Annotated in this window: 19 protein-coding genes; 7 read left to right on the top strand and 12 right to left on the bottom strand. The window is 71.2% G+C overall.

What is annotated here, in order from left to right; translation table 11 throughout:
* Positions 1-669: 669 nt before the first annotated feature.
* A complete protein-coding gene (locus AC3A57_RS21945) occupies positions 670-2,904 on the top strand; it encodes a hypothetical protein (protein ID WP_487580839.1) in 2,235 nt (744 codons plus the stop codon).
* Positions 2,905-2,926: 22 nt separating this feature from the next.
* On the opposite strand, the gene AC3A57_RS21950 is transcribed toward AC3A57_RS21945, so the two are convergent.
* Both AC3A57_RS21950 and AC3A57_RS21955 read right to left on the bottom strand, forming a co-directional pair.
* A complete protein-coding gene (locus tag AC3A57_RS21950) occupies positions 2,927-3,310 on the bottom strand; it encodes a hypothetical protein (protein ID WP_487580840.1) in 384 nt (127 codons plus the stop codon).
* Positions 3,311-3,472: 162 nt separating this feature from the next.
* Entirely contained in the window at positions 3,473-4,861 is a 1,389-nt protein-coding gene (locus AC3A57_RS21955; protein ID WP_487580841.1) for an aminotransferase-like domain-containing protein, read from the bottom strand.
* Positions 4,862-4,984: 123 nt separating this feature from the next.
* On the opposite strand from AC3A57_RS21955, the gene AC3A57_RS21960 reads away from it, so the two are divergent.
* Positions 4,985-5,848 (top strand): DMT family transporter, encoded by an 864-nt coding sequence (locus AC3A57_RS21960; RefSeq protein WP_487580842.1) that lies wholly within the window; start codon positions 4,985-4,987, stop codon positions 5,846-5,848.
* Between the two features lie 142 nt (positions 5,849-5,990).
* Here AC3A57_RS21960 and AC3A57_RS21965 read toward each other — a convergent pair whose 3' ends face one another.
* The 4 genes from AC3A57_RS21965 to ubiK form a co-directional block, all read right to left on the bottom strand.
* Positions 5,991-6,641, bottom strand: a complete 651-nt coding sequence (locus AC3A57_RS21965) for an AAA family ATPase (protein ID WP_487580843.1) — start codon at positions 6,639-6,641, stop codon at positions 5,991-5,993.
* 162 nt (positions 6,642-6,803) lie between these two features.
* Positions 6,804-8,333 (bottom strand): YifB family Mg chelatase-like AAA ATPase, encoded by a 1,530-nt coding sequence (locus tag AC3A57_RS21970; protein WP_487580844.1) that lies wholly within the window; start codon positions 8,331-8,333, stop codon positions 6,804-6,806.
* 265 nt (positions 8,334-8,598) lie between these two features.
* Positions 8,599-8,979 (bottom strand): hypothetical protein, encoded by a 381-nt coding sequence (locus tag AC3A57_RS21975; RefSeq protein ID WP_487580845.1) that lies wholly within the window; start codon positions 8,977-8,979, stop codon positions 8,599-8,601.
* Between the two features lie 173 nt (positions 8,980-9,152).
* Positions 9,153-9,419, bottom strand: a complete 267-nt coding sequence (gene ubiK / locus AC3A57_RS21980; protein ID WP_064746192.1) for a ubiquinone biosynthesis accessory factor UbiK — start codon at positions 9,417-9,419, stop codon at positions 9,153-9,155.
* 353 nt (positions 9,420-9,772) lie between these two features.
* Here ubiK and AC3A57_RS21985 point away from each other — a divergent pair, with 353 nt between their 5' ends.
* A complete protein-coding gene (locus AC3A57_RS21985) occupies positions 9,773-10,111 on the top strand; it encodes a P-II family nitrogen regulator (protein ID WP_221670994.1) in 339 nt (112 codons plus the stop codon).
* Between the two features lie 314 nt (positions 10,112-10,425).
* Here the strand turns inward: AC3A57_RS21985 and AC3A57_RS21990 are convergent, their stop codons facing one another.
* Complete coding sequence (locus tag AC3A57_RS21990; RefSeq protein ID WP_487580846.1) at positions 10,426-11,349, bottom strand: LysR substrate-binding domain-containing protein; 924 nt, start codon at positions 11,347-11,349, stop codon at positions 10,426-10,428.
* Positions 11,350-11,524: 175 nt separating this feature from the next.
* Between AC3A57_RS21990 and AC3A57_RS21995 the strand changes: the two genes are divergently transcribed.
* Positions 11,525-12,508 (top strand): YeiH family protein, encoded by a 984-nt coding sequence (locus AC3A57_RS21995; RefSeq protein WP_487580862.1) that lies wholly within the window; start codon positions 11,525-11,527, stop codon positions 12,506-12,508.
* Between the two features lie 359 nt (positions 12,509-12,867).
* On the opposite strand, the gene speE is transcribed toward AC3A57_RS21995, so the two are convergent.
* Positions 12,868-13,719 carry a polyamine aminopropyltransferase gene (gene speE / locus AC3A57_RS22000; RefSeq protein ID WP_487580847.1) on the bottom strand — a complete coding sequence of 284 codons (852 nt, stop codon included), beginning with the start codon at positions 13,717-13,719 and terminating at the stop codon, positions 12,868-12,870.
* 325 nt (positions 13,720-14,044) lie between these two features.
* Here speE and speA point away from each other — a divergent pair, with 325 nt between their 5' ends.
* From speA to AC3A57_RS22015, 3 genes are all read left to right on the top strand, one after another.
* On the top strand, positions 14,045-15,934 hold the full coding sequence (gene speA, locus AC3A57_RS22005; RefSeq protein WP_487580848.1) for an arginine decarboxylase: 1,890 nt from the start codon (positions 14,045-14,047) through the stop codon (positions 15,932-15,934).
* Positions 15,935-15,943: 9 nt separating this feature from the next.
* Positions 15,944-16,198 carry a YciI family protein gene (locus AC3A57_RS22010; protein ID WP_487580849.1) on the top strand — a complete coding sequence of 85 codons (255 nt, stop codon included), beginning with the start codon at positions 15,944-15,946 and terminating at the stop codon, positions 16,196-16,198.
* A 198-nt stretch (positions 16,199-16,396) separates the two neighbouring features.
* Positions 16,397-17,248 carry an NAD(P)-dependent oxidoreductase gene (locus AC3A57_RS22015; RefSeq protein ID WP_487580850.1) on the top strand — a complete coding sequence of 284 codons (852 nt, stop codon included), beginning with the start codon at positions 16,397-16,399 and terminating at the stop codon, positions 17,246-17,248.
* A gap of 40 nt (positions 17,249-17,288) precedes the next feature.
* On the opposite strand, the gene AC3A57_RS22020 is transcribed toward AC3A57_RS22015, so the two are convergent.
* The 4 genes from AC3A57_RS22020 to radC all read right to left on the bottom strand — a co-directional run bounded on the left by AC3A57_RS22020 (position 17,289) and on the right by radC (position 21,597).
* A complete protein-coding gene (locus AC3A57_RS22020; RefSeq protein ID WP_221671000.1) occupies positions 17,289-17,702 on the bottom strand; it encodes a hypothetical protein in 414 nt (137 codons plus the stop codon).
* A gap of 325 nt (positions 17,703-18,027) precedes the next feature.
* Positions 18,028-18,984, bottom strand: coding sequence for an SPOR domain-containing protein (locus AC3A57_RS22025; protein ID WP_487580851.1), 957 nt, complete (start codon positions 18,982-18,984; stop codon positions 18,028-18,030).
* Complete coding sequence (argS, locus tag AC3A57_RS22030; protein ID WP_487580852.1) at positions 18,985-20,673, bottom strand: arginine--tRNA ligase; 1,689 nt, start codon at positions 20,671-20,673, stop codon at positions 18,985-18,987.
* Between the two features lie 249 nt (positions 20,674-20,922).
* Positions 20,923-21,597, bottom strand: coding sequence for a RadC family protein (radC, locus tag AC3A57_RS22035; RefSeq protein ID WP_221671003.1), 675 nt, complete (start codon positions 21,595-21,597; stop codon positions 20,923-20,925).
* Positions 21,598-21,606: the final 9 nt, after the last annotated feature.

Here is a 21,606-nt window from a genome sequence, read left to right on the forward strand (position 1 = left end):
GTCATCGAAACGACATGTTTTCGAGATGTTTTCGCGATCCGAGATATGTAGGCAATGCGTGCGTTCGCGACTTCGATCACGGACGTCGCGGGCGACGCATTCTGTTTCGACGCATCGTCGACGCGAAGCGTCCCGAATCCGCTAGGACCCGCAAGCGCGGCGCGCTTCGCGCGCGGCGCCGGCGCTGGAGCCGGCCGCTCGCTGCGCACGGGCGAGTCCGCATCGGCATGCGTCGGCGCCGATCGACGCGACCGCGCCCCAACGACGCGCGCCGATCCCTGCAAAGGCCGCCGCGCCGGTCACATCCGCCGCGGCGATCGCGTCTGCTGTTCGACCTGCGCCTCGATGAAGGGCCCGGCCGCGATGCTGCGACGGTAGCGGGCTTGCGCGCCCGCCGGGTCGCGGCGGAGCCGGCTACCGGCGCTCCCGGACGGGCTGCTAAGCTGGGCCCGACCCCGACAAGGACGAGGTGCTCCGCCCGGATGGCGAGAATTCGCCCTGGGCCTTGATCAGCATGAGGCAGGTGGCAGATGAGCAACCCTGGGGTCGCGGCCCGGCACGGAGTGCGCAGCCATGGACGTCGCGTCCCGGCCGGCGAGCGGGCGCCTGCGGCGGCTGCGGGCTCCGGCCGACCCCGGCATGCCGATGGATGAGGCCTAGGACGGCCCGATGAGCGGATTCGTCGAGGTGCCCGGCCGCTGTCCGGCGTTGCGTGTTCGCGCCGCACCGCTGCGGCGGAGCGCCTGCATCGCACTGGCGCTGTGGGCGTTGTGCGCGACCGCCCAGGCCGCAGCCGACTGCGGCGCGCCGCGCGCCATGCGTACCCTGCCGCAGCCGACCCTGTGCCTGCAGCGGGCCGGGATCGCGCCCACTGCCGCCGACGGCGGCGCCGCGGCCCTGTTCGCGCATGCCAAGTCGCAGTTGGACGCCGGCCGTTTCGAGCAGGCCGAACGCGCGCTGGATTGCGCCGAGGCGGTGATCGGCGCCCCCGGCGACGCCGGCCTGCGTTACGAACTGGTGCGGCGGCGCGGCATTCTCGATTTCCGCCGCGAGGCGATCGTGCAGGCGTTGGCGCGCTTCGAGTGCGCGGCGACCTTGTCCGCGCAGCTCGGCGACCGCGCCGCGACCGCGCGCGACCTCAGCAACGTCGGCGCCGCCCTGCGTCGGCTCGGCGATTTCCGCGGCGCCCTGCGCAGCCTGACCGCGAGCCTGGAGATCCAGCGCGCGCGCGGCGAAATCTCCGGCGCGGTGCTCAACAACCTCGCCGACGTGTACCGCGAGCTCGGCGAAACCGCGCCGGCGATGCGTTACTACCGCGACGCGTTGGCCGCCTACCGGGCCAAGGCCGAGCCGGTCGAGGCCGCGCACGTGCTGGAAACCATGGCCGAGGTCGCGTTGGACAGCGGCGACGCGCGCCAGGCCGCCGCTTGGCTGCAGGAGGCGCTGACCGAGTACCGCGCCGACGGCAATCGGGTGTACGAGTTGCGCGTGCACGACGGGCTGACCCGGGTCGCCCTGTCGCAGGGCGACATCGCCCAGGCGCAGCGCTGGAGCGCCGCCGCATTGGCCCTGGCCGACGCCTGGAAGCTGCCTCTGCCGCCGGCCCTGCAATTGCAGATCGCGCGCACCGCGCAGCTGTCCGGGCAAACCGCGGCCGCCGCCGCGCGATTGCGCGAGGCGTTGGCGGCGGTGCCCGAGGGCGATCCGATGCGGGTGGCGTTGCTGGAGGCGCTGGCGCAGGCGCAGGAAAGCGCGGGCGACCTCGCCGCCGCCAACGCTACCTTGCGCCAGGCCCATGCCAAGGCCGTCGCCCTGGCCCGCGCCCAGCACGACCGGCAACTGGATTGGCTGCGGGTGCGCTTCGAATCGGCAGAGCAGCAACGCACCATCGCCGCGTTGGAAAGCGAGAACCGGCTGCGCAGCGCCCAGTTCCGCCAGCGCACGGCGATGCTGTGGTTCGCCGGCGCCGCCGGCCTGGCGGCGGTGCTGGGGGTGTGGTTGGTGCTGCAGCGGCGGCGCCAGCGCGAGCGCCTGCGCGAGGAGGCGCGGCGCATCCGCCACGAAGAAGAGCTGGCGCGATACCGGCGCGAAGCCGATGCCCTGGCCGAGGATCGCAGCCTGCTGCAAGCGCTGCTCGACAGCCGCGACGAGGCGCTATGCCTGCTCGACGCCGAGGGCCTGCTGCTGGCGGTGAATCGCGCCGGCCGCTTGCGGCTGGGCGCCGGCGACGCGGCCAGTCTGGTCGGGCAGCCGCTGTCGGCCTTGGTCGACGACGCCGGCGGCGCGGCCCTGGCTTCGGCGCTGGAGCGGATGGAGGACAGCGCGGCGCAGCGCCTGTCGCTGGCCACGCGCCAGGGGGTGGCGTTGTCGGCGGCGCTGGAGCCCTGGGCCGGCGGCGACGGCCTGGTGGTGCTGGCGCTGCAGCCCGCCGGCACGGGCGCGCCGCCGCCGCAGGCCATCGCGCTCACCGCCGCCAACGACGCGGTCCACGACCACGACGCGATCCTCGACCCGGCCGCGGATGCGGCGGACAGGCGGGATGCGGCGCAGGCCGACGCCAGCGCCGACGCGGCGGTGCGCGACGGCTTCCGCCGCAGCCTGGTCGAACTGATGCTGGCCACGCTCGAGGCCTGGGAGCGCGCCACCGGCACCGGCCGGCTGGAGCTGGCCGAGAAGAGCCGGATCTGGCGGGTCAACATCGACGACGGCCGCCTGCGCGCGCGGGCGCTGGAACGCTATCTGGCGGTGTCCAAGCTACCGCGCAACCCGCGCTGGCGCGACGTGCTGCGCTCGGCCTACTACGTGCTGAGCCGTTGCGACGGGCTGCCGGCCGACAGCCGCGCCGCGTTGCAGCAACGCGTCGACGCGGTGTTGGCCTACACCCGCCGCGACGCGATGGTGTGAGCGGCGTCCCTGCCGCATCGGTTCACCTGGCCGGCGGCGGACACACCGCGCAAACGCCGGTGGCGCCGTCGTCCAGGCGGTACTCGGTGTGGTGGCCTTTGCCGGCGTAGCTGTCGGGCGCGAACACGAAGGGCACGGCGTCCTTCAGCGGCGCGACGATCTTGCAGTAGGCGGCGAGGGTGGCGCTGGCGGTGAGCCAGTCGTCCTTTTCGACGATGCCGCACTTGGCGGCCACTTCGCGCAGCTCGCCGCCGTCGAACTCGAACTTGCCGACGATCTCGGCCTCGCGCTTGCTGTCCAGGCACCAATCCGGCGGCACGGTCTCGTGCGCCTGGGCGCTGGGAACCACGACGAAGGCGGCGGCGACGGCGAGCAAACAGGGCGATAAGGCACGGACGCGAAACATGGGCACTTCCTGGTGGCTGGGAGACCGCTCCAGGGTAGGCGGCGGCGGCGCGCGCAGGCCAGCGAAGCCGCGGGTACAAAACGGGAATAAATTCGGCTAAGACCTTGTTTCGACGGGCAAGTCCAGGTTCTTCGGTAGCTCGGCGCGCGCCGTGCGCCGACGTTAGCCCGGCCCGTCGATCGCCCGCGCCAGCACCTCGAACACCCGCCGATCAGCGGACTGGGCGACGTTGAAGCGCAGGAAATCGCCGGCGCTGTGCGATTGGCTGAAGGCGTTGCCCGGCGCCAGGATCACCCCGGCCTTCAGGCACGAGCGGGCGATCGCGGCGGCGTCGCTGCCCTCGGGCAGCCGGCACCAGGCGAACATGCCGGCCTGCGGCCTCAGCCAGGGCCGGATGCCCAGCGCCTCGAGCCGGTTCAGGGTCGTGTCCATGGCTTCGGCCAGGCGCAACCGCACCGACTCCATGTGCCGGCGGTAGCCGGCGTCGGTCAGCGCGGTCAGCACCGCCTCGGCGGCCAGGCGCCCGCCGCCGAAGCTGGTGGCGATCTTCAGGTCGGCCAGGCCTTCGACCCAGCCGGCCGGCGCGGCGACGTAGCCGCAGCGCAGCGCCGCCGAGACGGTCTTGGAAAAACTGCCGATGTGGACCACGCGCGCCAGGCCGTCGAACGCGGCCAGCCGCGGCGCCGGCGAAGTTTCGAAGTCGGCGAAGATGTCGTCTTCGACGATCGCCAGTCCAGCCGCCTCGGCGATTTTCAACAGCCGGTGCGCGACCACCGGCGACAGCGCCGCGCCGGTCGGGTTGTGGATCCCGGAATTGGTGATGTACAGCCGCGGCGCGTGCGCCTGCACCGCCGCCTCGAAGCGCTCCAGGTCCGGCCCGGCGGGGGTGTAGGGCACCCCGACCACGTGGGCGCGATGGGCCTTGAGCAGGGCATGGAAGTTGAAGTAGCACGGGTCGTCGACCAGCACGGTGTCGCCGGGTTCGAGCAGGTAACGGCAGATCAGGTCGATCGCCTGGGTGCCCGACTCGGTCAGCAGGATCTGCTCGGGCGCGGCCTCGACCCCGGTCGCTGCCAGGCGCCGCGACAGGAACCGGCGCAGCGCCGGATGGCCCAGCGGGGTGGCGTACTCGGCCAGTTCCAGGGTGTCGGCGCGCGCCAGCGCGCGCAGCGCGCGGCGTATCCCGGCCTCGTACATCCACGAGGCCGGCAGCCAGCCGCAGCCGGGCTTGAGCGCGCCGGCGCCGGTTTCCAGCGCCTGCCGCGACACCCACAGCGGGTCGACCTCGCGATCCAGGCGCGGGCCGATTTCGGTCAGCGCCAGCGGCGCGGCCGGGCCGGCGACATAGAACCCCGAGCCGGGGCGGGACGCGATCGCGCCCTCGGCCGCCAGGCGCTCGTAGGCCTCGACCACGGTCGACACCGACAACCGCAATGCCCGCGCCTGGGCCCGCACCGACGGCAACCGCGTGCCCGGCAGATACGTCCGCGAAGCGATCTTCGAACGCACCTCCGCCATCACCGCGGCGATGCGCGTGCCGTTGCGTTCCATCCGATCTCCTTCGACTGTACTGGTCCGATTGGCAGAACAGTTACTTCAGATTGTATTGGGATTGTGCCTGTCCCGAACCGCCGCCGGGTGATCTGCTGGACGCCAACGACACAGGAGTCTTCGGTGAAAACGAGCACCCGCGGCTGGATCAACGGCTTCATCGGCGTGGCCATCTTTGCCGGTTCGCTGCCGGCGACCCGGGTGGCCGTGGCCGAGTTCGATCCGACCTTCCTGACCTGCGCCCGGGCCAGCATCGCCGCGGCGCTGGGGCTGGTGCTGCTGATCGTGCTGCGGCAACCGCGGCCCAAGCCGGCGGACCTGCCGTCGCTGGCGGTGACCGCCCTGGGCTGCGTGGTCGGTTTCCCCTTGCTGACCGCCCTGGCCCTGCAGCACGTCACCGCCGCGCACTCGATCGTGTTCGTCGGCCTGCTGCCGCTGTGCACGGCCTTGTTCGCCGTGCTGCGCGGCGGCGAGCGGCCGCGGCCGGCGTTCTGGTTGTTCTCGCTGCTCGGCAGCGCCTTCGTGGTCGGCTACGCCGCCTGGGGCGGAATCGAAACCTCGCTGCGCGGCGACCTGCTGATGCTGGCGGCGATCGTGCTGTGCGGCCTGGGCTACGCCGAAGGCGCGCGCCTGTCGCGCACGCTCGGCGGCTGGCAGGTGATCAGCTGGGCGCTGGTGTTGTCGCTGCCGCTGATGCTGGCGATCACCGTGTGGACCACGCCGGCCTCGCTGCGCGACGTCGGCGTGCCGGCCTGGCTGGGCCTGGCCTATGTCTCGCTTTTCAGCATGCTGATCGGCTTCGTGTTCTGGTACCGCGGACTGACCCAGGGCGGCATCGCCGCGGTCGGGCAACTGCAGTTGCTGCAGCCCTTCATGGGCCTGGGCCTGGCCGCCTTGCTGCTGCACGAGACGGTGAGCTGGACCATGCTGGCGGTGACCCTGGGCGCGGTGATCTGCGTCGGCGGAGCGAAGAAGTTCGCGCAGTGACGCGGCCCTGTCCGGCCGCTGCGAAGGCCCGATAAACGCTATCCAGCGCCGAACCTGCGGCCGGCGCATGGCCGGAAAGCGCGCCGGCGCGGCATCGGCGCGTCGAGGATGAACGTGGACAGCGCTGCATGCGGCCGGCGCGTCAGGCGCCGGCGGCCATCTGCGCAAGCACGAACCCGGCCCGCTCCTGCACCGACGTCCTGGGCAGGATGCAGGTTCGGTATCCGGCTTCGGCGTACGCCGCCACGGTCGCCGGGTAAGACCGGCTCGCGCGTTCGAAGCGGGCATGGCGCTCGCTGTCGTGGACGTAGATCTGCGGCCAGGGCTCGGCGACGAACACGGTGCCGGCGTAGCGATACCGCGCCGACGCCGTCCGCTGTTCGGGCTCGATCGGCAGATCCATCAGGTCGAACCAGGCCAGGCATTCCGGAATCCCGCGGTCGAAAAACACCGGCGGCTTCAGCGACTGAGCCGCCTGGTGCGCCTGGATGTTTCGCGCCAACAGTTCGCGCATGAAGGCCGCCCGGTCGGTCCACGGCAGCAGATGGCCGTCGCAGGCTTTCTGCTCTTGCACGAGGGCGCGCGTCGCTTCGGGAACGGTGGCGTATCCCAACTCGGCCAATGCCGCGAGCAGAGTCGACTTGCCGGCCCCGGAAGCGCCGGTGATCACGTAGAACGGCGGCGAGTCCACGATGCGGCGTTTCCTGAGTCTGTTGCCTGACCGATGCGCGATGCGATTGGGCAGGATGTAAACCGTCGAGTATCCGTGCGGCGTCCGGGCCCGCAGCGGCAAGTCGCGAACCGCGGCGGCACGCGCTACCCGGCCGTCGCGACCAGGATTCTGGGCGACGACGCCGAGTCTGGCGAGCGGTATCGACTGGGTTTTCGAACACTAGCGTTCAAACACGCGCGGCCGTGGGCGAAGAGCCGACGCCGCGGCGGTCGGATCGGCTGCCTAGGCCGCCTGCGAAGCCGTGCCGCCGCGTTCGCCGCGCCGGTAGCCGATCGCCTCGGTCAGGTGCGCGGTGGCGATGGCTTCGCTGCCGGCCAGATCGGCGATGGTGCGGGCCACGCGCAGGATCCGGTGCAGCGAGCGTGCCGACAGTTGCAGGCCTTCGACCGCGCGTTCGAGCAGGGCCTGATCGCGCGGGGCGAGGCGGCAGTGGGTTTCGGTCTGGGCCTGGTCGAGGCGGGCATTGGGCTGGCCGGCGCGCGCGCGCTGGCGTTCGCGCGCGGCGATCACGCGTTCGCGCACGCAGGCGCTGGACTCGCCTTCGGGCTGGTCCGGGCGCAGTTGCGAAGGCGGCAGGCGCGGCACTTCCAGGTGCAGGTCGATGCGGTCCAGCAACGGCCCGGAGATGCGCGCGCGGTAGCGACGGATCGCTTCTTCGGCGCAGCGGCAACGGCCGCTGCTGTCGCCGGCCCAGCCGCAGGGGCAAGGGTTCATCGCCGCGACCAACTGGAACCGGGCCGGAAACTCGGCGCTGCGCGCCGCGCGCGAAACCGTCACCGTGCCGGATTCCAGCGGCTCGCGCAGCACTTCCAGCGCGCGCCGTTCCCATTCCGGCAACTCGTCCAGGAACAGCACGCCGTGGTGGGCCAGCGACACTTCGCCGGGACGCGGGTCGGCGCCGCCGCCGATCAGCGCGACCGCGCTGGCGGTGTGGTGCGGGGCGCGGAACGGACGTTCGCGCCAACGCGCCGGATCCAGTCCGCGGCCGTTGGCGTGGCCGGCGACCGAAGCCACCGCCGCGGTTTCCAGCGCCTCGTCTTCGCTGGCCTCGGGCAGCAGGCCGGGCAGGCGCGAGGCAAGCAGGGTCTTGCCGCAGCCGGGCGGGCCGATCAGCAGCAGGTGGTGCGCGCCCGCGGCGGCGATCTCCAAGGCGCGCCGCGCCTGCGCCTGGCCGCGCACGTCGCGCAGGTCCGGGCCGGGCGCGCGCAACAGGGGTAGGGCTTGCGCCAACGGCAGGCTGTGCCGGCCGGCGAGGTGGCCGCAGACTTCGAGCAGGGTGCGGCCGGTGCGCGCCTCGACCCGGCTGGCGAGCGCGGCTTCGGCGCCGTTGCCGGCCGGGACGATCAGACGCCGCCCCGCCGCGGCCGCCGCCAGCGCGGCCGGCAAGACGCCGTCGATCGCGCGCAATTCGCCGGTCAGGCCGAGTTCGCCGAGGAACTCGCACTCGGCCAGCGCATCCAGCGGAATCTGGCCGCTGGCGGCGAGGATGCCGAGCGCGATGGCCAGATCGTAGCGGCCGCCGTCCTTGGGCAGGTCGGCCGGCGCCATGTTGACGGTGATGCGCCGTTGCGGGAATTCGAAGCGCGCGCACTGGATCGCCGCGCGCACCCGGTCCTTGGCTTCTCGCACCGCGGCTTCGGGCAGGCCGACGATCGACATCGACGGCAATCCGCCGCCCAGGTGCACTTCGACCCGCACCGCGGGCGCGCGCACGCCGCTGCGGGCGCGGCTGTGGACCAGGGCCAGGTTCATCGCTGGCTCCTGGCGATTTGCGCCGGACATCGAATGGGCATGGTGCGATTCCGAGAACGTAGGGCGGCAGTCTGATCCTCATGGCGGTTCGCCGCTGTCGGCGAGGACGCTGCAGTGCGGTCGGGAAACGCCGTACCGCGGTGTGCGACTTGGCGCGAGCGGTGTTTCGCCGCTTCGATGGTTGATGTCGGTGTGGTCGGTTCCGCACGTTCCGCGGTCGCGGCTGACGCCGCTCCTGCAGACAGCGGCGGACGCCGGCCTGTCGTTACAGGGTGCGGCAGAACGACGCGTCGCCGTGGACCCGGCCGCCGCGGGCGGGGCGATGGCAACCGTGGCCGCCGCGAGTGACCACGGTGCCGACTCGGCCTTGGCTCTGGCTGGGCGGAGCGGAGACGCTGCCGTCGGGGTGGTAGCTGGCGCCTTGGTAATACGGGCCGAGGTAGCGGCCTTCGCGGTCGTAAGGCGTGCAGCGGCCGGGCCAAATGCGTTCGCACGAGGCGCGGTCGGGATAGAGGTCGGCCTGGGCGTCGATGCGGGTCCAGTCGTGGCCGCTGGTGGCCCAGGCCAGGCCGAAGCTGATCGCGACGATGGCGAGGGTGAGCAGCCAGCCGACCGGATCGGTGCGGCTTGGGGTGGTAGCGGTCATGCCTTCCTGGCGGGACGGATGCGAAGCGGCCGGCGGCTGCGCTACGGGCGACGGACGCGAGGCTCGCGCTGCGATGGGCGTTGGGACGCTTGGAGCGGGGCGTCGGCGTCGCCGATGCCCCGCATGCGGGCAGGACTGCGGATCGGTCGCGGCGAGCGCGAGGCGGTCCGCGCTCAGTGCTGCGGCGTGGATGCGTTGTCGAGCTGGGCTTCGAGTTCGGCGACGGTGCGCTGCAGTTCTTCGAGTTTCTCGCGGGTGCGCAGCAGCACCGCGCGCTGGACTTCGAATTCCTCGCGGGTGACCAGGTCGAGCTTGGACAGGCCGGTCTGCAGCACCGACTTGAAGTTCTGTTGCAGTTCCTCGCGGCTTTCGCGCAAGCCTGGCGGAACCAGGGAGCTGAGGCGGCGGGCGAGGTCGTCGATGGCGTTCAGATCGATCATGAGGGGAGAGCTCCTCCGGCAGGACGCCAGTGTCGGCGTCGGACCGGGGCGACGCCGTCGGCCGGGGCCGCGGCGGGCTGTGGGAAAAGTCCGAAGTGAATGTGGCGGCCACTACATCACGGCGCCGACGCGGCCGGCAAGCGTCCGCTCGGGCGGTTCGTCGTCGTCTTCATCCACCGTTGTCATCCTCCGACGCGTGCCGCGCAGGCAATGTGAACGCCGTCCGACCGCAGGCGCGACGGCGGCCCGGCGTTGCGCGGCTAGGTCGCGACGCGCCGGCGCGCTATCCTGCGCGCCAGTCGACGCGCCGATCCGGGCGCGGCGGACGCAATCGGCGCGGTGGAGACAGGCGTATGAAGATGGTCATGGCGGTGATCAAGCCGTTCAAGCTCGACGACGTGCGCGAGGCGCTGGCCGAAGCCGGCGTGGCCGGGATCACCGCCACCGAGGTCAAGGGCTTCGGCCGCCAGAAGGGCCATACCGAGCTCTACCGCGGCGCCGAGTACGTGGTCGACTTCCTGCCCAAGATCAAGCTCGAGGTCGCGATCACCGACGATCAGGTCGAGACCGTGGTCGAGGCGATCATGAAAGCCGCCGGCACCGGCAAGATCGGCGACGGCAAGATCTTCGTCTGGGACCTGGAGCGCGCGGTGCGCATCCGCACCGGCGAGTTGGACGGCGACGCGCTGTAACTGCGCTGCGCCGGCATCGTTCCTGCATGCCGTTCCGCTGGGGGCGGGCGGCGCCGATCGGTCGGTCCGTGCGCTAGCGATTCCGGCGAATCGCCAGTTCCTCGATCGCTTTGGTTCGAAGCCGGGCGCGCGTGGACGCGTTCGCCGCGGCGCCTGCATGAGCGAATGGTTTCGCAGGCTGCCAGCAGCGCCGTGGCCGGGGTTGCGCGGTCGCGGCCCGTGACCGGAGGAAATCTCCCCGCGGTGCGCCGCTCCTGCTGCGTGGACGCGGCGATGCGCGTCGTTTGGATGCGATGCGGCGGTCGGCGGCGCGCTCAGTCTTCGCGCTCGTGCTCGAGGAAGGCCTGCAACGCCGGCGCGCGCGGGCGGTTGAACAGTTCCAGCCGGTACAGGGGCCGGCTCAGCGTCTGCTCCGCGGCGTCGACGCCTTCGCCCTCGCCACCGAAGACTATCGTGCGCACCCGGCGCATCGTCGCCAGGTCGGCGACCACGGTTTCCGGGAGCAAGGCGATGCCGGCGCCGGCGGCGACCGCGCGCGCGATCGCTTCGTTGCTGCCGATCTCGATCACTCGCGCCGGGGCGATGGCATGCGCGGCGAACAGCGACTCGGCGACCTGGCGCGTGCCCGAGCCGGGTTCGCGCAACAGCCAGGTCTGGCGGGCCAGCTCCTGCAGCGACGGCCGGCGGCGGGCGCCGAGCGCGCTGCCGGAGGCGGCGATCAGGCGCAGCGGCTCGCTGCGCCACAGGGTCGACTCGATGCGCGGGTCCTCGACCCGGCCTTCGACGAAGCCCAGGTCGACCGCGCAGTCGATCACCGCGCGGCTGACTTCCTCGGTGTTGCCGACCATCAGCTCGAACGCCAGCCCGGGGTGGCGACGCACGAACGGGCCGATCCGTTGCGGCAGCCAGTAGCCGGCGATCGTGGTGCTGGCGCCGATGCGCAGCCGGCCCTGGCGCAGTTCGACCCGGTCGCGCACGTCTTCGATCGCGATCCGCTCCAGGGCGAAGATCGCCCGCGCATGCTCGAACACCGCCCGGCCGTGCTCGGTCAGGCGCACTCCGCGCACCGCTTTGGCGTCGCCGCCTTGGCGTTCGATCAGTGGCAGGTCGAGCTGATGCTCCAGCTCGCGCACCGCCTTGGACACCGCCGACTGGCTGACGAACAAGACTTCGGCGGCGCGCGAGAAGCCTTGCTGCTCGACCACGGTCAGGAAGACGCGCAGCAGGTGCAGGTTCATTGCATGAGTCCAACTCATGGATACTTGAATTATATGTATTGGACTCCCTGAATGGGCAGGCCTACCGTGGCGGCACTTTCTGCCGGAGCCTGCCGCCGTGTCCGCCTTGAACCCGACCTCGTCCGCCCCCGCCGCGCCCCTTGGGGTCCATCGGCAGCGCGGGTTCTGGCCGGGCCTGGCGTTGACCGCGGCGATCGCCGCCGCGGCGATGGGCCTGGCCAGCCTGCCGGCCCTGCAGGGGCTGGGCCTGAGCGCGCTGACCCTGGCCATCGTGCTCGGCATCGCCGCCGGCAACACCTTCTTCCCGGCGCTGGCTCCGGCTACCGGCAGCGGCGTGGACTTCTGCAAGGCGCGGCTGTTGCGGCTGGGCATCGTCCTGTACGGATTCCGGGTCACCTTCCAGGAAATCGCCGGAGTCGGCTGGGCCGGCCTGGCGATCGACGCGGTGGTGGTGGCGGGCGTGTTCGGCCTGGCGACCTGGCTGGGCACGCGCTGGCTCCAGCTCGACCGCGAGACTTCGATGCTGATCGGCGCCGGCAGCGCGATCTGCGGCGCGGCGGCGGTGATGGCGACCGAGCCGGTGGTGCGCGCGCAGGCGCACAAGGTGTCGGTCGCGGTGGCGACGGTGGTGGTGTTCGGCACCGTCGGCATGTTCGTGTACCCGTGGCTGTATCCGTACCTGGGCCTGAGCGAGCACGCCTACGGCGTCTACGCCGGTTCGACCATCCACGAAGTCGCCCAGGTGGTGGTGGCCGGGCGCGCGGTCGGCGAGACCGCGGCCTCGGCGGCGGTGATCGAGAAGATGCTGCGGGTGATGCTGCTGGCGCCGTTCCTGTTGCTGCTGTCCTCGCGCATCGGCGCAGCGGACGGCGGCTCGCGCGCCTCGAAGATCGTGATTCCGTGGTTCGCCCTCGGCTTCGTCGCGGTCAGCGGCTTGAACTCGCTGCATCTGCTGCCGGCCCCGGTCAAGGCGGCGATCGTGCAGCTCGACACCGTGCTGCTGGCGATGGCGATGGCGGCGCTGGGCCTGCGCACCCATGTCGGTGCGATCAAGCAGGCCGGCGCCAAGCCGATGCTGCTGGCGGCGATCCTGTTCGGCGTGCTGACCGTGGGCGGGTATGCGCTCAATGTCGGCGCGGCGAAGCTGTTCGGCGGCTGATCGCCCGCTGGGGCGCGCGTGCCTTTGCAGCGCGCGCGCTTGCGATTGGTTTCCTTGCCGTTCGCTGCCTTTGCCCAAGGGGGCGAGCGCCTGCGTCGTTCGGTAGCGGCGTGAAGCGACTGCGCGGGGCTTTGTCTGCTGGGCGTGGGGCAGAAGCAAATCCCCCGCTGGCCCCTTTCAAAGGGGGGCTCCATCAGGCGGGTAGCCGATGGCGGGATGTATCGGGCGCAGGCGCGGTGGAGCGGAGCGGCCCGGCGACAGATCGGACAAGACGGCGCCGGATAAAACAAAGCCCCGCGTGTGCGGGGCTTTGTTATGCGGCTCGCCGCAGCGGTAGCGATGCGGCGCAAGGCGAGGGCTTACTCGCCCAGCGCTTCGGCGACGAAGGCCGGGGTCGACAGCGCGCCCTGGTGGATGCCGGCGTTGTAGTACTTGGTCGCGAAGCCCTTGGCCTGGGCATCGGCCTGGCGGAACTCGAAGTTACCGCTCTTGCGCGCCAGGGTGCAGCTCCACCAGCCGGTCGGGTAGCACGGCTGCGGGAAGGGCAGGGTCTTGAAGGTCTGGAAGCCGGCCTTGCCCATCTCGGTGCGCATTTCCTGGATCAGCTTGAGCAGCATCAGCGGCGATTCGGACTGCTGGACCAGGATGCCGTCCTCGCGCAGGGCGCGGAAGCAGCTGTCGTAGAACGCCTTGTTGAACAGACCTTCGGCCGGGCCGACCGGGTCGGTGGAGTCGACCACGATGAGGTCGACGCTGTTGGCCGGGCGGTTGGCCATGTAGGCGATGCCGTCGTCGAACAGCAACTGCGCGCGCGGGTCGTCGTTGCGGTCGCACAGTTCCGGGAACCACTTCTCGGCCATGCGCGTGACCTGCTCGTCGATGTCGCACTGCACCGCCTCTTCCACGCCGTCGTGCTTGAGCACTTCGCGCAGGGTGCCGCAGTCGCCGCCGCCGATGATGACCACGTTCTTCGGCGCGCGATGGGTGAACAGCGCCGGGTGCGACATCATCTCGTGATAGAGGAAGTTGTCGCGGGTGGTCAGCATGACCGCACCGTCGATCAGCATCAGGTTGCCCCAGTCGGTCGTCTCGTAGATCTCGATCTTCTGGAACGGCGACTGCACCTCGTCGAGCTTGCGGGTGATCCGATAGCCGATTGACGAGCCGGTCGGGTCGAAGTTTTCGTAGTGCCAGGAGGTGTTGCTGCTCATGCCGATGGATTCCGGGTGGCGGGACGCGCTTCCAGGGTAAGCCGCGCCGATGACGGTGGCGCGGCGGGAAGGCGAGGGGGCGATATTGTAAGGGAGTGCGGCCGCCACGCCCTAAGCCGCTCGTTCAGGGAGCCGGGCCGCGCCGCGCTCGGGAACGCCGGCCGGGCGCCGCGCCGCGGGCCGGGCGAGCGGGCCGCGAGTCGGGAAAGCACGCTTGGCGCCGTTGTCCCTGCGATTGTCCGTGCGATCGGCCCGTTCCGGGCGGGACCGGGGGGCGCGACGACGCTAGAATGCCCGTTCCTCCCCGTACGCTGGTAGCACGCCGATGTCCGACTGGTCGCTCGATCAGGCCCGCAAGACCTATTCGATTCCGCATTGGTCCGAGGGTTATTTCGACATCGACGGCGCCGGCCGCATCGTGGTCAAGCCGCGCGGCGAGCGCGGCCCGACCGTGGTCCTGCCCGAGGTGGTCGACGCGGCGCGCGCCGCCGGCGCCAAGCTGCCGGTGCTGGTGCGCTTTCCCGACATTCTCGGCGACCGCCTGGGCAAGCTGCAGGCCGCGTTCGCCCAGGCCATGCGCGATTGGGACTACGCCGGCGGCTACACCGCGGTCTACCCGATCAAGGTCAACCAGCACCAGGGCGTGGCCGGCACCCTGGCCTCGCACGCCGGCGACGGCTTCGGCCTGGAAGCGGGCAGCAAGCCCGAGCTGATGGCGGTGCTGGCGCTGAGCCGGCCGGGCGGGCTGATCGTCTGCAACGGCTACAAGGACCGCGAGTACATCCGCCTGGCCCTGATCGGGCGCAAGCTGGGCATGGAGACCTACATCGTGGTCGAAAAGCCGTCCGAGCTGGCGCTGGTGTTCGAGGAAGCCAAGGCCCTGGGGGTGAAGCCCGGCCTGGGCGTGCGCATGCGCCTGGCCTCGCTTGGCGCCGGCAAGTGGCAGAACAGCGGCGGCGACAAGGCCAAGTTCGGCCTCAGCCCGCGCCAAGTGCTGGACCTGTGGAAGCAGTTGCGCGACAACGGCCTGCAGGACTGCCTGGGCCTGCTGCATTTCCACATGGGCTCGCAGATCTCCAACGTGCGCGACATCGCCAACGGCATGCGCGAGGCGACCCGCTATTTCGTCGAACTGTCCAAGCTCGGCGCCAAGGTGCGCTACATGGACGTCGGCGGTGGCCTGGGCATCGATTACGAAGGCACCCGCTCGCGCAGCTATTGCTCGATCAACTACGGCGTCAACCAGTACGCCTCCAACATCGTCCAGCCGCTGGCCGAAGCCTGCCAGGAATACGGCCTGGCGCCGCCGCGCCTGGTCACCGAGTGCGGCCGGGCGATGACCGCGCACCACGCGGTGCTGGTCGCCAACGTCTCGGAGATCGAGGAAGCGCCCGAAGGCCGGGTGCCGCCGGCGCACGACGACGAGCCGGCGGTGATCCGCCACCTGCGCGAGATCCACGACGAACTCGACCAGCGCCCGGCGGTGGAGCTGTTCCACGAGGCCCAGCACCACCACGGCGAAGGCCTGTCGCTGTACGCGCTGGGTCAGATCGACCTGACCCATCGTGCGCGCATCGACGATCTGTTCTACGCCATCGCCCATGCGGTGCGGGCGCGCCTGGACGGCGGCGAGAAGAGCCACCGCGACCTGCTCGACGAACTCAACGAGCGCCTGGTCGACAAGTACTTCGTCAATTTCAGCGTGTTCGAGTCGATGCCGGACGTATGGGCGATCGACCAGGTGTTCCCGATCGCGCCGATCGAACGCCTCGGCGAGGCGCCGGACCGGCGCGGCGTGATCGCCGACCTGACCTGCGACTCCGACGGCAAGATCGATACCTACGTCGAGAGCGAAGGCCTGGACAGTTCGCTGCCGCTGCACGCGCTCAAGCCGGGCGAAAGCTACCGGCTCGGCTTCTTCCTGGTCGGCGCCTACCAGGAGATCCTCGGCGACATCCACAACCTGTTCGGCGACACCGACGCGGTGGAAGTGCGCGTCGACGGCGACGGCTACCGGCTGGCGCAGCAGCGCCGCGGCGACACCACCGACGTCATGCTCGATTACGTCGGCTACAAGCTCGCCGACCTGCGCGCCGCCTACCGGGCCAAGGTCGCGGCGGCGAACCTGCCGGCCGAGGAAGCGCAGCGCCTGGACCAGGCGCTGGAAGCGGGCCTGACCGGTTACACCTATCTCGACGACGCGCCGTTGGCCTGAGGACGAACGATGAACCGCTACCTGGTCATGGCCATGCGCCTGCCGCAGTTCGACACCGGGCAGATCGGCCCGCATCGCGACTTCCTCGACGATCTGCGCCGGCAGGGCCGGCTGGAACTGGCCGGCGGCTTTTCCGACAAGAGCGGCGGCGCCTATGTGCTGCGCGCCAGCGACATCGACGAGGCGCGGGTGCTGGCCTTCGCCGACCCGCTGCACCTGACCGGCTCCTCCAGGGTCGACGTGTTCGAGTGGCAGGCGGCCTGAGCGCGGACGGACCGGTTTCACCGAATCGACGCAGAGACGTTCACGTATCCGTACGACTGCGGTCCGCGGACCCGGGCGCGACGGCGCCGTCCATGAAAAGATCGGCGGGCCGCGGCGGCCGCGGGTCGGTCCGGCAGCGCAGCCGATGTTCCATTCAGTTTTTTGCAACATGAACGCCCGCAGGGGCAGAAGGTCGAAATGAAAGCAGGGGTGATCGGTCTGGGAGCGATGGGCGCGCCGATGGCGCGGCACGTCCACGGCAAAGGCATGCTGACCGCGGTCGGCAATCGGACGCAGGCCAAGGCCGACGCCTTGGCGGCCGAGCTGGAGGTGCGTGCGGCGCGCTCGGCGGCCAACTTCGCCGATTGCGATGTGGTGGTGCTGTGCGTGTCGCTCGATGCCGACGTGCTGGAGAACGTCGCCGCGCTGGCCGAGGTGCTCAAGCCCGGCGCGATCGTGGTCGACCATTCGACCGTGTCGGTGGAGACCGCGCGCCGCGCCGCGGCGTTGCTGGCGGTGCACGACATCGGCTTCCTCGACGCGCCGGTGTCCGGCGGCGCCGAGGGCGCGCGCAACGGTAAGCTGTCGATCATGGTCGGCGGCGATCCGGCCAAGCTCGAGCGGGTCAGCGAGGTGATCGGCGCCTATGCCGCGCGCATCACCCACATGGGCGAGACCGGCGCCGGCCAGGCGACCAAGGCGGTCAACCAGGTGCTGGTGGCCGGGATCAACGAGGCGGTGTGCGAGGGCCTGGCGCTGGGCGAGAAGCTGGGCCTGGACGCGCAGCGGCTGCTGCCGACCCTGATGGCCGGCGCGGCCGGCAACTGGTTCCTGGAAAAGCGCGGCGAGACCATGCTGCGCAGCGAGTTCGCGCCGGGCTTCAAGTGCCTGCACATGCTCAAGGACCTGCGCATCGTCCACGGCATGGCCCGCGACAGCGGCGTGCGCACCAACACCATCGAGCAGGCGCTGGCCGATTACGCCGAGCTGATCGAACGCGGCTACGGCGAGGCCGATACCTCGGCGCTGATCGCCCTCAAGCGCGGCTGAGTCGCGGGGGCGTGCGGCGCGGACGGGCGCCGCGCCGCGTTCAACGCGCCGGTGCGCCGAACCGGCGCAGGCCCAGGCGCTCGCCGAGTACTGCGCCGGCGAAGGCCGCGATCACGGTCGCCACGATCGCGATCGCGTTGTAGCGCAGCGCGCCGAACACGGTGCGCATCGGCGGCGGGCTGTCGGGCAGGGCCATCGACACCACCGCGAACAGGGTCAGCGACCACATCGCGACCATCAGCAACAGGGCGATCCAGCGGAAATTCGCGTGGCGGGCGATCGCGCCGCCGACCCCCATCGCCACCAGGGCGGCGAGGATGTCGAGCAACGGGATCGCGCCGGCGCCGGTTTCGATCATCTGGCGGGCATCCAGGCCGGACAGCTTGGTGACCATCGCGAACAGCAACAACAGGCCTGCCGCACCGAGGCAGCCGTTCAATACGCGCTTGTTCATTACTTCCCCAACGACGACTAGCCGGCGCAGTCTAATGGGCCACATGTGACGTTCAAGGTGACCGGCGTCGCGCTGTGACCGGGCGCACTGCCGGAAGGCGTCGCTGCGCCGACGTGCGGCGTCACTTTCGCGGCGCGACTTGCGTGCTGCGGCCCGCCGGCGCCGGCGCGTCGCTGCGGGCTCGCCCTCGATCGGCGTCGCCAGCGAGGACGGAGTTCGAACCTGCGGCCCGCGGTCGTGGGCTCGGGCGCAATGCCGAGGGGCGGAAACGAAAAGGCCGGGCGCTGGGCCCGGCCTGTACGGCGTCCGCGTGGCCGCGGCGCTGTTACTGGACCTTGATGGCCATCCCCGGCAGGCCGCCGTCGGCGAGCTTGCGCTTGGCTTCGGCCAGATCGCCGGCGGTGCCGTAGGGGCCCATGCGCACGCGGTACACGGTCTTGCCGCCGATCTGCGCCGACTCGACCCGCGCGCCGAGACCGAGCATGGCGATCTTGGCCTTCATCTCTTCGGCCTGTCCGGACGCCTGGAAGGCGCCGGCCTGGAGCAGATAGCGGGTCTTGTCGTCGACCGCGGCGTCCGGCTTGGCCGGCGCGCCCTGGCTGGCCGACACGGCCGGCGGCTTCGGCGCCGTTGCGGTGGGCGTGGCCGTGGCGACCTGGGCCGCGGCGGCGGGCCGTGCCGGCGGCGGGGCGATGCTGTCCACCGGCTTGGGCAGGCTGGCCGTCGCCGGCGCGTTCTGGACCGGTTGGGCGGCGGCCGGCGCCGTGGACGCGACCGGCGCCGGCAGCGGACGCGAGGGCGTGGGCGCCGTCGCCGGCGCGGCCTGTCCGTTCGCCGCGATCTGGGTCGTCGCGGCCTGGTTGGCGCGGCGCTGGGAGGCGCGGCGTTGTTCCTCGGCGGCCTCGGTCGCGGCCAGCTCGGCGTCGCTCATCTCGACTTCCTTGCCCGGCAGCAGGGTGTAGAAGTCGTAGTCGGTGGCGTCCTTGGCGTCGGCGTTCTTCGCCTCGCCCTGGGCGGGCCGGGCGCGCTCGCCGGCCGGCCGAGCCGGCGCGTCGCCTTCCGGCGCGACCGATTCCTCGTCGGCGGACACCGCCGCCGGCTGCGCGTCGGGGTTGGGCTGGGGACGGAAGAAACCGTCGCCTTCGGACTTGAGGAACTTCGGCGCGACCAGGATCAACACCACGCCCAGCAACAGCCCGAGCACGCCCCAGGCCCAGCCGGGCAGGCTCTCGTTGCTCTGGTGGTTGCGCTTGGCCTGGGACTTTCCGCGTCGTGCTGCCACTTACATCACCTCCGGGGCCTGGACCCCCAATAGCTCGAGACCGTTCGCCAGGATCTGCTTGGTCGCCATCGCCAGGACCAGGCGCGCGTGGCGTAGGCGGGCGTCGTCGACCAGGAACTGGTGATCGTTGTAATACGTCTGGAAGGTCTGCGCCAATTCCAGCAGATAAGCGGCGATCTGGTGCGGTTCCAGGTCGCGTCCGGCGGCCGCGACCACGTCGCGATAGCGCAGCAAGGTGACCACCAGCTCGTGCGCGGCGGCGTCGTTCAGGTCCAGCGGCTGGGCCAGTCCGTCGGCCTGGTCGTAGCTGAGGCCGCGCTCGGCCAGCTGGCGCATCAGGCCGCACATGCGCGCATGCGAGACCTGCACGTAGTAGACCGGGTTGTCGAGCGACTGCGAGCGCGCCAGGTCGATGTCGAAGGTCAGCTGCGAATCGGGCTTGCGCGCGACCAGGAACCAGCGCACCGCATCGCGGCCGGCCTCGTCGATCAGGTCGCGCAGGGTCAGGTAGCTGCCGGCGCGCTTGGACAGTTTCACTTCCTCGCCGCCGCGCATCACCGTGACCATCTGGTGCAGCACGTACTCCGGCCAGCCCTGCGGGATGCCCTGGTCCAGCGCCTGCAGGCCCGCACGCACGCGGGCCAGGCTGCCGTGGTGGTCCGAACCCAGCTCGGTGATCGCGCGTTGGTAGCCGCGCTGCCACTTGCTCAGGTGGTAGGCGACGTCCGGGACGAAGTAGGTGTAGGTGCCGTCGGACTTGCGCATCACCCGGTCTTTGTCGTCGCCGAAGTCGGTGCTGCGCAGCCACAGCGCGCCGCCTTCCTCGTAGGTGTGGCCGTGCGCGACCAACTCGCGCACGGTTTCCTCGACCTTGTCCTGCTCGTACAGCGAGCTTTCCAGGAAGTAGACGTCGAAGCCGACTCCGAACGCGGCCAGGTCCTCGTTCTGCTCGCGGCGCAGGTAGGCCACGGCGAACTGGCGGATCGCGTCGAGGTCGTCGATGTCGCCCTTGCCGGTGACGGCGTGGTTCTCGAACTCGACCGTGGCGCGATCGAGGTAGGCGCGGGCGACGTCGGCGATGTAGTCGCCGTTGTAGGCCGATTCCGGCCAGCCTTCGTCGCCGGGCTTGAAGCCGCGCGCGCGCAGCTGGGTCGAGACCGCCAGATTGTTGATCTGCACGCCGGCGTCGTTGTAGTAGTACTCGCGCGCCACGCTCCAGCCGTTGGCGTCGAGCACGCGGGCGATGCAGTCGCCGATCACGCCGGCGCGGCCGTGGCCGACGTGCAGCGGGCCGGTCGGGTTGGCGGAGACGAACTCGACCCCGGCGCGGCGGCCGCCGCCGCTGGCGTTGCGGCCGTAATCGGCGCCGTCGGCGAACACCTCGCCGAGCTGGCGGCGCCAGGCGGATTCGTCGATGTGGAAGTTGATGAAGCCCGGCCCGGCGATCTCGACCCGGGCGATGTCGGCGCTGGCGGGCAGCGCGTCGACCAGCTTCTGCGCGATCTCGCGCGGGTTGGCCCGCGCCGGCTTGGCCAGCAGCATCGCGGCGTTGGTGGAGAAGTCGCCCTGGGCGCGGGTCTTGGGACGCTCGATGACGAAATCGGGCGCGGGCAGATCGGCCGGCAGGGTGCCGGCGGAGCGCAGGGCGTCGATGGCCTGCGCGACGAGCGCTTGAAGGGTGGCTTTCACGGGATTGGGCGCGTTCGCGGGCGTTACGGAACCGCGCATTTTACTAGCATCCGCCGGCGCCCGGGCGGCCGCTTGGAAACAGGAATGAGCGCAGAGAAGTGAGGAGCGAGTGAAGGGCCGGGGGCCACCCGACGACGTCACGGTTCGCCACAGCCGCCTGCCGGAGCCCCCGCGCTCATGCCGCCCGCCCATCTCAACGCCCCGGCTGCCTACTCGTTCCTCGCTCCTGCGCACTCGTTCCTCCGCCCCTCACATCCAGCCGCGCTCGGCCATCGACACCGGCCGGCCGTCGCCGACCACGAAGTGATCCAGCAGGCGCACATCGACCAGGGACAGGGCATGGCGCAACCGCAAGGTGACCTGGCGGTCGGCCTGGCTGGGCTCGGCGTTGCCGCTGGGGTGGTTGTGGCCGACGATGACCGCCGCGGCATTGCGTTGCAGGGCGCGCCTGGCGACCTCGCGCGGATGCACTTCCGCGCCGTCGACCGTGCCATGGAACAGTTCCTCGAAGCCGATCACCCGGTGCCGCGCGTCCAGGAACATCGCCGCGAACACCTCGTGCTGCAGGCCGCGCAGGCGTTGGGCGAAGTACAGCCCGGCCGAGCCCGGGTCGGACAGCGCGGCACCGCGCTCGAGTTCGGCGCGCAGGCTGCGCGCGGCCAGTTCCAGCGCCGCCTTGAGCGCGCAGGCCCGGGCGGCGCCGATGCCGCGCATGCGCATCAGCTGGGCCGGCGGTTGTTCGAGCAGTTCGCGCAGCGGGCCGTGCGCGCCGAGCAGGGCGCGGGCGGTGCCTACCGCGTCCTGGCCGCGCAGGCCGGAGCCGAGGAAGATCGCCAGCAGCTCCGCGTCGGACAATGCGCCGGCACCGCGGGCGAGGAGCTTTTCGCGCGGCCGTTCCGCGCTGGGCCATTCGTGGATTCTCATGCCTGCAGG

This window comes from Lysobacter sp. Soil_C_15 (genome assembly GCF_057657315.1).

Coding starts and splice junctions, on each gene's coding strand:
- AC3A57_RS21945 (WP_487580839.1), top strand. CDS start 670: ATGAGCGGATTCGTCGAGGTGCCCGGCCGCTGTCCGGCGTTGCGTGTT.
- AC3A57_RS21950 (WP_487580840.1), bottom strand. CDS start 3,310: ATGTTTCGCGTCCGTGCCTTATCGCCCTGTTTGCTCGCCGTCGCCGCC.
- AC3A57_RS21955 (WP_487580841.1), bottom strand. CDS start 4,861: ATGGAACGCAACGGCACGCGCATCGCCGCGGTGATGGCGGAGGTGCGT.
- AC3A57_RS21970 (WP_487580844.1), bottom strand. CDS start 8,333: ATGAACCTGGCCCTGGTCCACAGCCGCGCCCGCAGCGGCGTGCGCGCG.
- AC3A57_RS21975 (WP_487580845.1), bottom strand. CDS start 8,979: ATGACCGCTACCACCCCAAGCCGCACCGATCCGGTCGGCTGGCTGCTC.
- ubiK (WP_064746192.1), bottom strand. CDS start 9,419: ATGATCGATCTGAACGCCATCGACGACCTCGCCCGCCGCCTCAGCTCC.
- AC3A57_RS21985 (WP_221670994.1), top strand. CDS start 9,773: ATGAAGATGGTCATGGCGGTGATCAAGCCGTTCAAGCTCGACGACGTG.
- AC3A57_RS21990 (WP_487580846.1), bottom strand. CDS start 11,349: ATGAACCTGCACCTGCTGCGCGTCTTCCTGACCGTGGTCGAGCAGCAA.
- speE (WP_487580847.1), bottom strand. CDS start 13,719: ATGAGCAGCAACACCTCCTGGCACTACGAAAACTTCGACCCGACCGGC.
- speA (WP_487580848.1), top strand. CDS start 14,045: ATGTCCGACTGGTCGCTCGATCAGGCCCGCAAGACCTATTCGATTCCG.
- AC3A57_RS22010 (WP_487580849.1), top strand. CDS start 15,944: ATGAACCGCTACCTGGTCATGGCCATGCGCCTGCCGCAGTTCGACACC.
- AC3A57_RS22015 (WP_487580850.1), top strand. CDS start 16,397: ATGAAAGCAGGGGTGATCGGTCTGGGAGCGATGGGCGCGCCGATGGCG.
- AC3A57_RS22020 (WP_221671000.1), bottom strand. CDS start 17,702: ATGAACAAGCGCGTATTGAACGGCTGCCTCGGTGCGGCAGGCCTGTTG.
- radC (WP_221671003.1), bottom strand. CDS start 21,597: ATGAGAATCCACGAATGGCCCAGCGCGGAACGGCCGCGCGAAAAGCTC.